This is a genomic window from Tenacibaculum tangerinum, from assembly GCF_029853675.1.
Lineage (GTDB): Bacteria > Bacteroidota > Bacteroidia > Flavobacteriales > Flavobacteriaceae > Polaribacter > Polaribacter tangerinum_A.
This window is the reverse complement of the sequence record NZ_CP122539.1, coordinates 1,257,783-1,276,216: the sequence shown is the minus strand read 5'-3', so window position 1 is coordinate 1,276,216 and position 18,434 is coordinate 1,257,783. Positions and strand designations below refer to the sequence as shown.

Sequence of the window (18,434 nt, the reverse complement as noted above, 5' to 3'; positions counted from 1 at the left end):
GAAACTTGTCTTCCTTGCTTAATGATTTCATATCTTAATAACACTTCGTGTGTCCGGTATTGTAGTTATTCAAATTAGTGGTAGTCAAATCGTACCCATACCCTATGTACAGATTTTTATTAATCTGGAATCCAGCCAAGCCAGCAAAAGAGTCGTTCCATCTCCACGCCAATCCAAGGGTAAACTTATCATTGAATAAAGCATTAGCAGAAACATCAGCAATTACAGGAGACCCAGAAGTTGCTTTTACTAAAAAAGCGGGTTTAAACTTCACAGTACTGCTTAAGTTGAATACATATCCTCCAATTAAAAAATAATGCAGTCTTTCGGTAGCCAAAGACTCTTGAAAGTCATCATAATGTTTTGTAGTTAGGAAATTAGGTATAGAAACCCCCAAGTACCAATTATCATTACTTAAATACAAACCTGCTCCTATGACAAAGGAACTAAGATTCACATTTTCTTGAAATAGGGGGTTGGATAGAGTTTGAAACTGTCCTTTGCTCCAATCGGTTGTTATTATATGCCATCCTGCTTTCATACCAAAAGAGAGTTCGGTGTTGTGCTCATTTATAAGTATGGAATAGGAGAAATTAGCATCCACAAAAGATTCATTAGCGGGTCCTAAAGCATCCATAACTGCGTTGAATCCAATAGCGAGCTGCTGATTTCTCAAAGGAGAATGAATACCTAACGATTGGGTTTGTGGAGACCCTTCAATACCCACCCACTGTGTACGGTGCAAAGCTACAATACTTAAATTATTTCTTTGTCCGGCATAAGCAGGGTTAATACTCAATGTATTATACATATAATGAGTGTATTGAGGGTCTTGCTGTGCATAACTAAAATTTATTGTTAATGCGCAAAGCATTAAGAATACGATGTTTAATAGAGATGATTTTTTTATGCTCATTTTAATAATTTTTATCACGTATTATTCAATTATCGATGTATGTATAACCATCCCACTCTTGGTTTAGAGTTATCTCCTAAATCAAGTACATAGTAGTACGTACCCACAGGTAAATCACTTCCAGTATTCAAAACAGCTTTTACATTAGCGAACCCATTCCAATCATTTCTATATCCTTTGGTTTTAAATACGAGGTTCCCCCATCTGTTATATACTTCTAGCGTGTTGTTTGGGTATTGTTCGATACAATTAATCACAAATGTTTCGTCAATACCATCTCCATTAGGAGTAAACTCATTAAAGATCTCAAGACATCCCAATGTTATTTCGGTAGGGTCATCGACAGTGTTTCCATCAAAATCGTCTCCGTCGTCGCTGACGTCTTCGACTATTTCTCCGTTATTGGCATCTGCAGTAACAAGCACAGTATTAGACACTGTAGAAGAATTCAGCGCCTGTTGTGTAATTACAAAGGTAGCGGTGTACTCAGCAATTTCTTTAGGTAGTAAAGTTCCTTCAGGACTACCAAGAGTAGCATATACAAATGTAGGCTCGGTAGTTAAGCTGATTACATCACCAAATCCGTTTGTTAAGGTGTCTTCTAAGCTCAAATTATCAAGTGTCATATTTCCTGTATTCTCCACGCTAATTGTATAGGTAATTAGGTCTCCAACATTTACACCCGATACCTCCATGGTTTTAGTAACCTCTATTGCAGGCTGTTGTTGTAAAGTTGACACCGTTGGGTCATCGGGATCACCATCAGCATCAGGGTCATCATCAGTAGGGTTATTAGGGTCATCAGAATTATCACTAATGGTATTGTTATCAGAATCAGTAGCCGTAACCACAGCGGCATTGGTAACACTTCCAGTATCTACATCAATTTGGGTAATACTGTAGGTTGCCGAGCAACTGGTATTAACTTCTCCTATGTTTAAGGTAGGTATGGTACACACTATTCCGCCTAATAAATCGTCGTTGATACTGATGTTATTCAAAGCCACATTTCCAGTATTAATAACTTCAAAACTATAAGTAATTGTTTCACCAGACTGTGCAATGCCATCACCATTTTCATCATTGAACGTTGCAGTTTTTAATAAACTAATGCTAGGTCGTTTACAATTTTTACTCGGTACGGTCACCACGGTATTCTCTGCACACCCTGGGAAGCTTACGGTAAGTACGACTTCGGTTCCACTAGGAATGCCGGTTACCACGCCTGCACCTACGGTTCCTACCGAGGCAGTTACCGTGGCACCCGCAGTAGCGGTAAAGGTAACATCGTAAGTAGCGCTTCCATCGGTAGCACACGAGGTACCTCCGATACTAATGGCTGTATTTTCACAAGGATCGTCACAGGCTACGGGACTGGTTACTGCGAGTGAGAGTTCACAGTTTCCATTGGTAGCTGTTATGGTCATATTGGTACCGATGGTACCAGTAATGGTTCCGTTGTTATTATCGGTACCGCCTACCACCAGTAGGGTAGCCCCTGTATTTTCGGTATAGCTTACGGTATAGGTTGTTGCACCCACTCCGTCACATACGGCTTGTCCTAGGCTTAGGTCTGGTTGCACACAATCTGTCGGACAGGTATCAGGACCTGTCACACTGATGGTGGTATCACATCCAGCGCCATTGCTTGCGGTAATGGTAATATCATCGCCTAAGGCAATACCTGTAATGGTATTGGTAGTGGCATCAACCGTACCCCCCGAAGCGGTAATGGTAGCTCCATCTGAGAAGTAATTCACAGTATAGGTAGTGGCATCACAGGTGATCTCGCCCACAGTCAGTACAGGTAAATCACATAGCGGACAATCTGCACTCGGTACAGTCACCACGGTATTTTCTGCACACCCTGGGAAGCTTACTGTTAAGACTACGTCTGTTCCACTAGGAATGTCGGTTACCACGCCTGCACCTACGGTTCCTACCGAGGCAGTTACCGTGGCACCCGCAGTAGCGGTAAAGGTAAGATCGTAAGTAGCACTTCCATCGGTAGCACACGAGGTACCTCCGATACTAATGGCTGTATTTTCACAAGGATCGTCACAGGCTACGGGACTGGTTACTGCGAGTGAGAGTTCACAGTTTCCATTGGTAGCTGTTACGGTCATATTGGTACCGATGTTACCAGTAATGGTTCCGTTGTTGTTATCGGTACCGCCTACCACCAGTAGGGTAGCCCCTGTATTTTCGGTATAGCTTACGGTATAGGTTGTTGCACCCACTCCGTCACATACGGCTTGTCCTAGGCTTAGGTCAGGTTGCACACAATCTGTCGGACAGGTATCAGGACCTGTCACACTGATGGTGGTATCACATCCAGCGCCATTGCTTGCGGTAATGGTAATATCATCGCCTAAGGGAATACCTGTAATGGTATTGGTAGTGGCATCAACCGTACCCCCGGAAGCGGTAATGGTAGCTCCATCTGAGAAGTAATTCACAGTATAGGTAGTGGCATCACAGGTGATCTCGCCCACAGTCAGTACAGGTAAATCGCATAGCGGACAATCTGCACTCGGTACAGTCACCACGGTATTTTCTGCACACCCTGGGAAGCTTACTGTTAAGACTACGTCTGTTCCACTAGGAATGTCGGTTACCACGCCTGCACTTACGGTTCCTACCGAGGCAGTTACCGTGGCACCCGCAGTAGCGGTAAAGGTAAGATCGTAAGTAGCACTTCCATCGGTAGCACACGAGGTACCTCCGATACTAATGGCTGTATTTTCACAAGGATCGTCACAGGCTACGGGACTGGTTACTGCGAGTGAGAGTTCACAGTTTCCATTGGTAGCTGTTACGGTCATATTGGTACCGATGTTACCGGTAATGGTTCCGTTGTTGTTATCGGTACCGCCTACCACCAGTAGGGTAGCCCCTGTATTTTCGGTATAGCTTACGGTATAGGTTGTTGCACCCACTCCGTCACATACGGCTTGTCCTAGGCTTAGGTCTGGTTGCACACAATCTGTCGGACAGGTATCAGGACCTGTCACACTGATGGTGGTATCACATCCAGCGCCATTGCTTGCTGTAATGGTAATATCATCGCCTAAGGCAATACCTGTAATGGTATTGGTAGTGGCATCAACCGTACCCCCCGAAGCGGTAATGGTAGCTCCATCTGAGAAGTAATTCACAGTATAGGTAGTGGCATCACAGGTGATCTCGCCCACAGTCAGTACAGGTAAATCACATAGCGGACAATCTGCACTCGGTACAGTCACCACGGTATTCTCTGCACACCCTGGGAAGCTTACTGTTAAGACTACCTCGGTTCCACTAGGAATGTCGGTTACCACGCCTGCACCTACGGTTCCTACCGAGGCAGTTACTGTGGCACCCGCAGTAGCGGTAAAGGTAACATCGTAAGTAGCACTTCCATCGGTAGCACACGAGGTACCTCCGATACTAATGGCTGTATTTTCACAAGGATCGTCACAGGCTACGGGACTGGTTACTGCGAGTGAGAGTTCACAGTTTCCATTGGTAGCTGTTACGGTCATATTGGTACCGATGTTACCAGTAATGGTTCCGTTGTTGTTATCGGTACCGCCTACCACCAGTAGGGTAGCCCCTGTATTTTCGGTATAGCTTACGGTATAGGTTGTTGCACCCACTCCGTCACATACGGCTTGTCCTAGGCTTAGGTCTGGTTGCACACAATCTGTCGGACAGGTATCAGGACCTGTCACACTGATGGTGGTATCACATCCAGCGCCATTGCTTGCGGTAATGGTAATATCATCGCCTAAGGCAATACCTGTAATGGTATTGGTAGTGGCATCAACCGTACCCCCGGAAGCGGTAATGGTAGCTCCGTCTGAAATGTAGTTCACACTATAGGTAGTGGCATCACAGGTGATCTCGCCCACAGTCAGTACAGGTAAATCACATAGCGGACAATCTGCACTCGGTACAGTCACCACGGTATTTTCTGCACACCCTGGGAAGCTTACTGTTAAGACTACCTCGGTTCCACTAGGAATGTCGGTTACCACGCCTGCACCTACGGTTCCTACCGAGGCAGTTACTGTGGCACCCGCAGTAGCGGTAAAGGTAACATCGTAAGTAGCACTTCCATCGGTAGCACACGAGGTACCTCCGATACTAATGGCTGTATTTTCACAAGGATCGTCACAGGCTACGGGACTGGTTACTGCGAGTGAGAGTTCACAGTTTCCATTGGTAGCTGTTACGGTCATATTGGTACCGATGTTACCAGTAATGGTTCCGTTGTTGTTATCGGTACCGCCTACCACCAGTAGGGTAGCCCCTGTATTTTCGGTATAGCTTACGGTATAGGTTGTTGCACCCACTCCGTCACATACGGCTTGTCCTAGGCTTAGGTCTGGTTGCACACAATCTGTCGGACAGGTATCAGGACCTGTCACACTGATGGTGGTATCACATCCAGCGCCATTGCTTGCGGTAATGGTAATATCATCGCCTAAGGCAATACCTGTAATGGTATTGGTAGTGGCATCAACCGTACCCCCCGAAGCGGTAATGGTAGCTCCATCTGAGAAGTAATTCACAGTATAGGTAGTGGCATCACAGGTGATCTCGCCCACAGTCAGTACAGGTAAATCACATAGCGGACAATCTGCACTCGGTACAGTCACCACGGTATTTTCTGCACACCCTGGGAAGCTTACTGTTAAGACTACCTCGGTTCCACTAGGAATGTCGGTTACCACGCCTGCACCTACGGTTCCTACCGAGGCAGTTACTGTGGCACCCGCAGTAGCGGTAAAGGTAACATCGTAAGTAGCACTTCCATCGGTAGCACACGAGGTACCTCCGATACTAATGGCTGTATTTTCACAAGGATCGTCACAGGCTACGGGACTGGTTACTGCGAGTGAGAGTTCACAGTTTCCATTGGTAGCGGTTACGGTCATATTGGTACCGATGGTACCAGTAATGGTTCCGTTGTTGTTATCGGTACCGCCTACCACCAGTAGGGTAGCCCCTGTATTTTCGGTATAGCTTACGGTATAGGTTGTTGCACCCACTCCGTCACATACGGCTTGTCCTAGGCTTAGGTCTGGTTGCACACAATCTGTCGGACAGGTATCAGGACCTGTCACACTGATGGTGGTATCACATCCAGCGACATTGCTTGCGGTAATGGTAATATCATCGCCTAAGGCAATACCTGTAATGGTATTGGTAGTGGCATCAACCGTACCCCCCGAAGCGGTAATGGTAGCTCCATCTGAGAAGTAATTCACAGTATAGGTAGTGGCATCACAGGTGATCTCGCCCACAGTCAGTACAGGTAAATCACATAGCGGACAATCTGCACTCGGTACAGTCACCACGGTATTCTCTGCACACCCTGGGAAGCTTACGGTAAGTACGACTTCGGTTCCACTAGGAATGTCGGTTACCACGCCTGCACCTACGGTTCCTACCGAGGCAGTTACTGTGGCACCCGCAGTAGCGGTAAAGGTAACATCGTAAGTAGCACTTCCATCGGTAGCACACGAGGTACCTCCGATACTAATGGCTGTATTTTCACAAGGATCGTCACAGGCTACGGGACTGGTTACTGCGAGTGAGATTTCACAGTTTCCATTGGTAGCTGTTACGGTCATATTGGTACCGATGTTACCAGTAATGGTTCCGTTGTTGTTATCGGTACCGCCTACCACCAGTAGGGTAGCCCCTGTATTTTCGGTATAGCTTACGGTATAGGTTGTTGCACCCACTCCGTCACATACGGCTTGTCCTAGGCTTAGGTCTGGTTGTACACAATCTGTCGGACAGGTATCAGGACCTGTCACACTGATGGTGGTATCACATCCAGCGCCATTGCTTGCGGTAATGGTAATATCATCGCCTAAGGCAATACCTGTAATGGTATTGGTAGTGGCATCAACCGTACCCCCCGAAGCGGTAATGGTAGCTCCATCTGAGAAGTAATTCACAGTATAGGTAGTGGCATCACAGGTGATCTCGCCCACAGTCAGTACAGGTAAATCACATAGCGGACAATCTGCACTCGGTACAGTCACCACGGTATTTTCTGCACACCCTGGGAAGCTTACTGTTAAGACTACCTCGGTTCCACTAGGAATGTCGGTTACCACGCCTGCACCTACGGTTCCTACCGAGGCAGTTACTGTGGCACCCGCAGTAGCGGTAAAGGTAACATCGTAAGTAGCACTTCCATCGGTAGCACACGAGGTACCTCCGATACTAATGGCTGTATTTTCACAAGGATCGTCACAGGCTACGGGACTGGTTACTGCGAGTGAGAGTTCACAGTTTCCATTGGTAGCGGTTACGGTCATATTGGTACCGATGTTACCAGTAATGGTTCCGTTGTTGTTATCGGTACCGCCTACCACCAGTAGGGTAGCCCCTGTATTTTCGGTATAGCTTACGGTATAGGTTGTTGCACCCACTCCGTCACATACGGCTTGTCCTAGGCTTAGGTCTGGTTGCACACAATCTGTCGGACAGGTATCAGGACCTGTCACACTGATGGTGGTATCACATCCAGCGACATTGCTTGCGGTAATGGTAATATCATCGCCTAAGGCAATACCTGTAATGGTATTGGTAGTGGCATCAACCGTACCCCCCGAAGCGGTAATGGTAGCTCCATCTGAGAAGTAATTCACAGTATAGGTAGTGGCATCACAGGTGATCTCGCCCACAGTCAGTACAGGTAAATCACATAGCGGACAATCTGCACTCGGTACAGTCACCACGGTATTCTCTGCACACCCTGGGAAGCTTACGGTAAGTACGACTTCGGTTCCACTAGGAATGTCGGTTACCACGCCTGCACCTACGGTTCCTACCGAGGCAGTTACCGTGGCACCCGCAGTAGCGGTAAAGGTAACATCGTAAGTAGCACTTCCATCGGTAGCACACGAGGTACCTCCGATACTAATGGCTGTATTTTCACAAGGATCGTCACAGGCTACGGGACTGGTTACTGCGAGTGAGAGTTCACAGTTTCCATTGGTAGCTGTTACGGTCATATTGGTACCGATGTTACCAGTAATGGTTCCGTTGTTGTTATCGGTACCGCCTACCACCAGTAGGGTAGCCCCTGTATTTTCGGTATAGCTTACGGTATAGGTTGTTGCACCCACTCCGTCACATACGGCTTGTCCTAGGCTTAGGTCTGGTTGTACACAATCTGTCGGACAGGTATCAGGACCTGTCACACTGATGGTGGTATCACATCCAGCGCCATTGCTTGCGGTAATGGTAATATCATCGCCTAAGGCAATACCTGTAATGGTATTGGTAGTGGCATCAACCGTACCCCCCGAAGCGGTAATGGTAGCTCCATCTGAGAAGTAATTCACAGTATAGGTAGTGGCATCACAGGTGATCTCGCCCACAGTCAGTACAGGTAAATCACATAGCGGACAATCTGCACTCGGTACAGTCACCACGGTATTTTCTGCACACCCTGGGAAGCTTACTGTTAAGACTACCTCGGTTCCACTAGGAATGTCGGTTACCACGCCTGCACCTACGGTTCCTACCGAGGCAGTTACTGTGGCACCCGCAGTAGCGGTAAAGGTAACATCGTAAGTAGCACTTCCATCGGTAGCACACGAGGTACCTCCGATACTAATGGCTGTATTTTCACAAGGATCGTCACAGGCTACGGGACTGGTTACTGCGAGTGAGAGTTCACAGTTTCCATTGGTAGCGGTTACGGTCATATTGGTACCGATGTTACCAGTAATGGTTCCGTTGTTGTTATCGGTACCGCCTACCACCAGTAGGGTAGCCCCTGTATTTTCGGTATAGCTTACGGTATAGGTTGTTGCACCCACTCCGTCACATACGGCTTGTCCTAGGCTTAGGTCTGGTTGCACACAATCTGTCGGACAGGTATCAGGACCTGTCACACTGATGGTGGTATCACATCCAGCGACATTGCTTGCGGTAATGGTAATATCATCGCCTAAGGCAATACCTGTAATGGTATTGGTAGTGGCATCAACCGTACCCCCCGAAGCGGTAATGGTAGCTCCATCTGAGAAGTAATTCACAGTATAGGTAGTGGCATCACAGGTGATCTCGCCCACAGTCAGTACAGGTAAATCACATAGCGGACAATCTGCACTCGGTACAGTCACCACGGTATTCTCTGCACACCCTGGGAAGCTTACGGTAAGTACGACTTCGGTTCCACTAGGAATGTCGGTTACCACGCCTGCACCTACGGTTCCTACCGAGGCAGTTACCGTGGCACCCGCAGTAGCGGTAAAGGTAAGATCGTAAGTAGCACTTCCATCGGTAGCACACGAGGTACCTCCGATACTAATGGCTGTATTTTCACAAGGATCGTCACAGGCTACGGGACTGGTTACTGCGAGTGAGAGTTCACAGTTTCCATTGGTAGCTGTTACGGTCATATTGGTACCGATGTTACCAGTAATGGTTCCGTTGTTGTTATCGGTACCGCCTACCACCAGTAGGGTAGCCCCTGTATTTTCGGTATAGCTTACGGTATAGGTTGTTGCACCCACTCCGTCACATACGGCTTGTCCTAGGCTTAGGTCTGGTTGCACACAATCTGTCGGACAGGTATCAGGTCCTGTCACACTGATGGTGGTATCACATCCAACGCCATTGCTTGCGGTAATGGTAATATCATCGCCTAAGGCAATACCTGTAATGGTATTGGTAGTGGCATCAACCGTACCCCCCGAAGCGGTAATGGTAGCTCCATCTGAGAAGTAATTCACAGTATAGGTAGTGGCATCACAGGTGATCTCGCCCACAGTCAGTACAGGTAAATCACATAGCGGACAATCTGCACTGGGTACGGTCACCACGGTATTTTCTGCACACCCTGGGAAGCTTACTGTTAAGACTACCTCGGTTCCACTAGGAATGTCGGTTACCACGCCTGCACCTACGGTTCCTACCGAGGCAGTTACTGTGGCACCCGCAGTAGCGGTAAAGGTAACATCGTAAGTAGCGCTTCCATCGGTAGCACACGAGGTACCTCCGATACTAATGGCTGTATTTTCACAAGGATCGTCACAGGCTACGGGACTGGTTACTGCGAGTGAGAGTTCACAGTTTCCATTGGTAGCTGTTACGGTCATATTGGTACCGATGTTACCAGTAATGGTTCCGTTGTTGTTATCGGTACCGCCTACCACCAGTAGGGTAGCCCCTGTATTTTCGGTATAGCTTACGGTATAGGTTGTTGCACCCACTCCGTCACATACGGCTTGTCCTAGGCTTAGGTCTGGTTGCACACAATCTGTCGGACAGGTATCAGGACCTGTCACACTGATGGTGGTATCACATCCAGCGCCATTGCTTGCGGTAATGGTAATATCATCGCCTAAGGCAATACCTGTAATGGTATTGGTAGTGGGATCAACCGTACCCCCGGAAGCGGTAATGGTAGCTCCATCTGAGAAGTAATTCACAGTATAGGTAGTGGCATCACAGGTGATCTCGCCCGCAGTCAGTACAGGTAAATCACATAGCGGACAATCTGCACTCGGTACAGTCACCACGGTATTCTCTGCACACCCTGGGAAGCTTACTGTTAAGACTACCTCGGTTCCACTAGGAATGTCGGTTACCACGCCTGCACCTACGGTTCCTACCGAGGCAGTTACCGTGGCACCCGCAGTAGCGGTAAAGGTAACATCGTAAGTAGCGCTTCCATCGGTAGCACACGAGGTACCTCCGATACTAATGGCTGTATTTTCACAAGGATCGTCACAGGCTACGGGACTGGTTACTGCGAGTGAGAGTTCACAGTTTCCATTGGTAGCTGTTACGGTCATATTGGTACCGATGTTACCAGTAATGGTTCCGTTGTTGTTATCGGTACCGCCTACCACCAGTAGGGTAGCCCCTGTATTTTCGGTATAGCTTACGGTATAGGTTGTTGCACCCACTCCGTCACATACGGCTTGTCCTAGGCTTAGGTCTGGTTGCACACAATCTGTCGGACAGGTATCAGGACCTGTCACACTGATGGTGGTATCACATCCAGCGCCATTGCTTGCGGTAATGGTAATATCATCGCCTAATGCAATACCTGTAATGGTATTGGTAGTGGGATCAACCGTACCCCCCGAAGCGGTAATGGTAGCTCCGTCTGAGAAGTAGGTGATGCTATAGGTAGTGGCATCACAGGTGATCTCGCCCACAGTCAGTACAGGTAAATCACATAGCGGACAATCTGCACTCGGTACAGTCACCACGGTATTTTCTGCACACCCTGGGAAGCTTACGGTAAGTACGACTTCGGTTCCACTAGGAATGTCGGTTACCACGCCTGCACCTACGGTTCCTACCGAGGCAGTTACTGTGGCACCCGCAGTAGCGGTAAAGGTAACATCGTAAGTAGCACTTCCATCGGTAGCACACGAGGTACCTCCGATACTAATGGCTGTATTTTCACAAGGATCGTCACAGGCTACGGGACTGGTTACTGCGAGTGAGAGTTCACAGTTTCCATTGGTAGCTGTTACGGTCATATTGGTACCGATGTTACCGGTAATGGTTCCGTTGTTGTTATCGGTACCGCCTACCACCAGTAGGGTAGCCCCTGTATTTTCGGTATAGCTTACGGTATAGGTTGTTGCACCCACTCCGTCACATACGGCTTGTCCTAGGCTTAGGTCTGGTTGCACACAATCTGTCGGACAGGTATCAGGACCTGTCACACTGATGGTGGTATCACATCCAGCGCCATTGCTTGCGGTAATGGTAATATCATCGCCTAAGGCAATACCTGTAATGGTATTGGTAGTGGCATCAACCGTACCCCCCGAAGCGGTAATGGTAGCTCCGTCTGAAATGTAGTTCACAGTATAGGTAGTGGCATCACAGGTGATCTCGCCCACAGTCAGTACAGGTAAATCACATAGCGGACAATCTGCACTCGGTACAGTCACCACGGTATTCTCTGCACACCCTGGGAAGCTTACGGTAAGTACGACTTCGGTTCCACTAGGAATGTCGGTTACCACGCCTGCACCTACGGTTCCTACCGAGGCAGTTACCGTGGCACCCGCAGTAGCGGTAAAGGTAACATCGTAAGTAGCACTTCCATCGGTAGCACACGAGGTACCTCCGATACTGATGGCTGTATTTTCACAAGGATCGTCACAGGCTACGGGACTGGTTACTGCGAGTGAGAGTTCACAGTTTCCATTGGTAGCTGTTACGGTCATATTGGTACCGATGTTACCAGTAATGGTTCCGTTGTTGTTATCGGTACCGCCTACCACCAGTAGGGTAGCCCCTGTATTTTCGGTATAGCTTACGGTATAGGTTGTTGCGCCCACTCCGTCACATACGGCTTGTCCTAGGCTTAGGTCTGGTTGCACACAATCTGTCGGACAGGTATCAGGACCTGTCACACTGATGGTGGTATCACATCCAGCGCCATTGCTTGCGGTAATGGTAATATCATCGCCTAAGGCAATACCTGTAATGGTATTGGTAATGGGATCAACCGTACCCCCCGAAGCGGTAATGGTAGCTCCGTCTGAAATGTAGTTCACAGTATAGGTAGTGGCATCACAGGTCATATCTCCTACGGTGAGTATGGGCTTGTAAACTACCGAGACCGTTGCGCTAACACCTGTTAAAGGTATAATACAACCCGTAGTTGGATTGGTACTATCCGTTACGTTAATGGTAGTTTCCGAAGATACACTAGGAACTGTAATTGTTGCTGTTCCGCCTGCACCTAGAGTTACTGTACCTGTAGCGGCACCGTCGTAACTTACAACAGCTCCAGAGTCTCCTGACACTGTAAATACGGCGTCATCTCCTGCACATATAGTCGCATTAACAGGATTTATAGTTGGTGCTGTGGGTAATGGGTTTACTGTTACGGTAATGGTTTGTTCAAGCCCACAACCAGTATTGTCTGCACTAAAAGTATTATTATTAGTACTTACTTCTACGGCGTATGTGCCATTTGTTGTGACATTGGTTAGATCTAATGTGCTTGCTGTACTTAATGTAGTGGCAGGTGCTGTAGTATCGTACCAACGGTACACATAATCTCCAGCAGGAATAGGAATGGTCGTATCGTCTGTGGTGGCTCCGGTAGGTCCAAAATCGGTTACGCGAAGGCCTGTAGGTGTGGCTGTGAGTGTAATATCACTGCCTAGACAAACCGCTGCAGGGCTGGGGGCTATGGCAACATTCGAAATGACATCACTTACCGTTTCTGTACCATTAGCACCATTGTAACCGCCAGTACCACCTTCTACTGTACCACTAGAAGCGAAGCCTGTACCGTCTAATACACCATCGTTATTAGTATCCAATCCACCAGATTCTACCACATCGGGGCAGCCATCGTTATCGGAGTCTTCATCTAAATGATCTGGTATACCATCTTGGTCTGTGTCACATACCTTATTGCTAAATGAAATGTCATCTATTACAAGATCATTACCACTTGAATTATTTTGATTATTTATGAGGACAAATTGTAATTGATTATTGGCCCCAGAATTTGCTGTTAAAACGAATTCTTCCCATTGAGAACTTGTAAAATCTCCTGTATTGGCTGTTGCCAATATATTGTCGCTCATATCCCGTATTGAATACGTTATATTCGGTCTAGTAGGGCAGGATGGACAGATGTCTCTCGCCCAAAATCTTAATTCCATTGTTGAATTCGGCAAAAAACCAGTTAGGTTTCTTCTGTAAAATTCTCCTGGAGCTACCGCTGCATTAACAAGAAGCATCTTACCATTTGTATCTCCTGGAGTATGGTCTTCAATAATATTAGGAAGCTGCCATGTACCCCAAGCACCGATAAATCCGGTATTGTTAATCACTATATATTCACCGTCATTTACTTGTCCTGATGGTTCGAATGTATATGTGCTTGATATATATTGTGTTTCAGTCCTGGTGGTTCCAGTTCCAAAGTCATCTACTAAGCCTACTAAATCAATAGTAGGGTTTGCGCAAGTACTTTGCTCATTCACATCCAAAATCCCATCATTGTCGTCATCGAGATCACAGATATCTGCAACGCCATCGTTGTCGGTATCGGTATTGCCTGAGGCAATAGGATCACAACTATCTGCCAATAAAACGGCTGAATAGGTTTCTGTACATACATAATTGGTATGACCAATCACCACATAATAGGCATTACCGTAGAGCACTGAAGTGTCGCTTATAGTTAAGGTAGCCGTGCTGGTTCCTGAATACACACCCGTATCACTTAAGGGTGTGCCACTTGTATTGGGGTCGCCTAGGTACCATTGGTAGGTAATCCCTGCATCGGCATTTCCAGGGGTGCCATATACTGGCGTACCCGCAGTATAACTTGTTGCTGTAGACGCACTTGTAGTTACCGAAAAACTTGCAGGGGCGGCGTTGGTAACTGTTTGGTCCTGTGGTGTAGCAGTAGTGTTTAGCGCTATGGCACTGTACTCATTGCCTGTAGCGCCATCATAACCTCCCGTACCGTTGGTTACCTGTCCATTTCCATCTACTACTACGGCTGGGGGTGTGTTACTTCCATCATCTAAAATACCATCGTTATTGCCATCTAATCCACCAGATTCTACCACATCAAAACAACCATCGTTGTCGGAGTCGAGGTCGAGGTGGTTTGGTAATCCATCATCATCGGTATCTAGGGGTGGAACTATATAAATTTTAAAGTTTGAAATCTGTGGATTAGCTTTTAGGTTATAAAAGGAAAAATTGGAAACAGGTGCATTAGACTTAAAACCAACATTATCTAAAACAAACGGTTCATAAGTTACGCCACTGGTGTTCTCGACACCATAATCAAAGTATAACACATTTGCCGGGGGTGTAACTTCCCCTGCAAAACGTGTGTAAGACACACCATCGTTACTAATGAGTTCTTCAACGTCAAAAGGATCTAAAGCACCATCAATAATAAATTGCGTGTATACGCCATAACCCGGTAATGTAGTTATTTGGATGTTTGTTACTGGTCTACCTGACCCGCTCCAAAAATTAGTTGGTGCAGCAGCACCTCCTGTATGAATTCCAGTTCCCGATACTAGAATGGTGCCTGCAGGTAATCCTAATAAATTACTTATATCTACATTTGTCACAGTAGCGTTTACTTCATCAAGACCCAAACCCAAATTTGCCGGAGTAAGTTCAATTAGATCGCCATATTCATTCACATCCAAAATCCCATCATTGTCGTCATCGAGATCACAGATATCTGCAACGCCATCGTCATCGGTGTCGGTATTGCCTGAAGCAATAGGATCGCAAGGATCTGCTAGTAAAAAGGCCGAATAGGTTTCTTCTATACACACATTGTCTGTATGGCCAATCACCACATAATAGGCATTGCCGTACAAGCTTGAAGTGTCGCTTATAGCTAAGGTAGCCGTGCTGGTTCCTGAATACACACCCGTATCACTTAAGGGTATGCCACTTGCATTGGGGTCGCCTAAATACCATTGGTAGGTAATGCCTGCATCGGCATTGCCAGGGGTGCCATATACTGGCGTACCCGCAGTATAACTTGTTGCTGTAGACGCACTTGTAGTTACCGAAAAACTTGCAGGTGCGGCGTTGGTAACTGTTTGATCCTGAGGCGTGGCTGTGGTACTTAAGGCGGTAGCATTATACTCTGGTTGATTGGTTGCTAAACCATCATAACCTCCCGTACCGTTGGTTACCTGTCCATTTCCATCTACTACTACTGCTGGGGGTGTGGTACTTCCGTCATCTAAAATACCATCGTTATTGCCATCTAATCCACCAGATTCTACCACATCAAAACAACCATCGTTGTCGGAGTCTAAGTCTAAGTAATCTGGGGTACCATCTAGGTCGCTATCACTACAAGCTGAACTTCCATCAACTTGAAAAATGAAATTATCAACAAAAGCGATCTCTTTTAAATCAGCAGTAGTTGCTCCTTTTAACACTTGAACGGCAAAAATAATATCACCTCCTGTCCAATTCAAAGATCCTGTAAATGTATTCCAACTATTAGGGGACATTATTTTATATCCATTTAACAACCCAGCAGAAACAAAGTCTCCTGGTAGTACATTTTCAGTTGGCGTAACTGGTAAATCTGTGAATGCAGTAACTGAACCTGGAGCAACATTTAAATACCATACTGCAATTCTGGTATCAACATCGGCTTCCCAGTCAAAACCTTGAGGAGTGTAATGGTGTCCTGGAGCATATTCAAAAGAAAAATTGAATTGACTACCAACTGCAATACCATCTGATATTATAGAGGCTTGTGAAATAATAAAACCAAGTCCATCGCCTCCACTAGTTGTAGCATTATCGTTATCACAAAGTAAAGCTCCAAAGCTAAAACTACCATTTGGAGGTGGATCATAATGATTAGATCCTTCTACGTCTCTTACATAGTCAGGACTGCGCGTCTGAAAATCGACATCGGATCCGTTAGCCACAAAATTAAAATTTGAACTCCAATTTTGGTTAGGAGTTGAGCCGTTTGGAATATTCGTTCCATCTTCAAAACTTTCTTCGGCTGTTGAACTTGGTGCTATTATACAACTTTCATTCACATCCAAAATCCCATCATTGTCGTCATCGAGATCACAGATATCTGCAACGCCATCGTCATCGGTGTCGGTATTGCCTGAAGCAAGAGGATCGCAAGGATTTGCTAGTAATAAGGCCGAATAGGTTTCTTCTATACACACATTGTTTGTGTGGGTAAGTACCACATAATAGGCATTATCGTACAAGCTTGAAGTATTACTTATCGTTAAGGTAGCACTATTGGTTCCTGAATACACACCCGTATCACTTAAGGGTGTGCCACTTGCATTGGGGTCGCCTAGATACCACTGGTAGGTAATGCCTGCATCGGCATTGCCAGGGGTGCCATATACTGGCGTACCCGTAGTATAACTTGTTGCTGTAGCGGCACTTGTAGTTACCGAAAAACTTGCAGGGGCGGCGTTGGTAACTGTTTGATCCTGAGGCGTGGCTGTGGTACTTAAGGCGGTAGCATTATACTCTGGTTGATTAGTTGCTAAACCATTGTAACCGCCCGTACCGTTGGTTACCTGTCCATTTCCATCTACTACTACTGCTGGGGGTGTGGTACTTCCGTTATCTAAAATACCATCGTTATTTCCATCTAATCCACCAGATTCTGCAACATCAAAACAACCGTCGTTGTCGGAATCTAAGTCTAGATGATCGGGCAATGTATCGCCATCGGTATCCTTAGCATCATAAGCTGCAAAACGGTGGTCGTCGAAATAAGCAGTTCCACTACTAGAACTAAAAAAGTAAAATCTAATAGTGTAGGTGGTATTTGGTCTTAAAAAGTACTCGCGGTTATAATTATAATAAACTTGAGTTGTCCCAGTGGTACCAACAGAAACATTAGCTGCAATGTTGGTGTAGGTTACAAAATTATTATCAGAAATATCAACACCTATACGATAAGCAGAATTACCACTTCTCATTCCAAATTGGTAGAGGAATGATCCTATGTAAGCTGGCGAACCTTGGGTTGTAAACCTCATTTGTATATATTCACCAAGATTTCGAGCTTGTGTTAAACTAGTTGCGTTTATATTCGAAATACTAGCTCTTTTAGCAATACGTGTTCCAGTAATACCAGGTCCAGTTGTATAGTATTCAGCAGATGCAATGATACTAGAATTCATGATTGATGGCGCCGTATGATTAGCTGCATTATTATCATTGTGATTATAGGATAGCAACGAGGTGCTAGTATTAGTTCTTTCTGAACTATCTGTAATTCCATCGTTATCGTCATCCAAATCAAGATTATCTACAATAGCATCGGTATCGGTATCCTGTAAATTGAATGAATAATTTATATTTAAAGGTTTGTTATAGGTATTACCAGCTTCCAAAATCCAATCGCCATCTTTACCCGTAATATTGATAGAGGCGGAGATGGTAATGTTTAAATTGTTCTCTAGATAGGCAACTGCTGCTGCTCCTTTTTCGCCTTTAGCAAATTCGCAACCGTAGATGTTAAGGTGTCTACTGCCTTTGATGAGTTGTGTTTTGCGAATCCACCGAACAATTTCTTCGGGGTTTCTCCATTGCCCTTCAATAAAAAGTGCTCCTGAACGACCATGCGAAAAAAGGTGAGTGGTTGTAGTATCTGTATGATCAGGAGCACTAATTAATGTTTTTGCCTCTGGTAAGGCATCGTCTACATAGATGCTTGTACTCGGTTCATTGCTTGTAAACGCTGCTGCATGCAATGATAGGCTCAATAAAAGTGCATACAGAAAGGCTATTTTAAATATCCGTATTGAAAACGTGTAATTATTTTCCATTGTTTGAGTCTGTTGATTTATTTAGACTCATTGAGAAGAAGAATAATATAGGGGAACTTTTCTTTAAGAAAATTTTACCAATCGTTGATTGTTAGCATTGATTAGAAAGTTGTTTATAGTATTGTTATCTCAATAGTCTATTGATTATTTATTAGTTATTGATTCTTTATAATGTGCAACTCAGAGAT

The 18,434-nt window shown here is 45.9% G+C and carries 2 protein-coding genes; both read right to left on the bottom strand.

Annotation, left to right across the window (positions count from 1 at the left end):
* Positions 1-34 precede the first annotated feature (34 nt).
* A complete protein-coding gene (locus tag P8625_RS05370) occupies positions 35-916 on the bottom strand; it encodes a PorP/SprF family type IX secretion system membrane protein (protein ID WP_279652453.1) in 882 nt (293 codons plus the stop codon).
* Positions 917-945: 29 nt separating this feature from the next.
* Positions 946-18,246, bottom strand: coding sequence for a DUF7507 domain-containing protein (locus P8625_RS05365; RefSeq protein ID WP_279652452.1), 17,301 nt, complete (start codon positions 18,244-18,246; stop codon positions 946-948).
* Positions 18,247-18,434 lie beyond the last annotated feature (188 nt).

Coding starts and splice junctions, on each gene's coding strand:
- P8625_RS05370 (WP_279652453.1), bottom strand. CDS start 916: ATGAGCATAAAAAAATCATCTCTATTAAACATCGTATTCTTAATGCTT.
- P8625_RS05365 (WP_279652452.1), bottom strand. CDS start 18,246: ATGGAAAATAATTACACGTTTTCAATACGGATATTTAAAATAGCCTTT.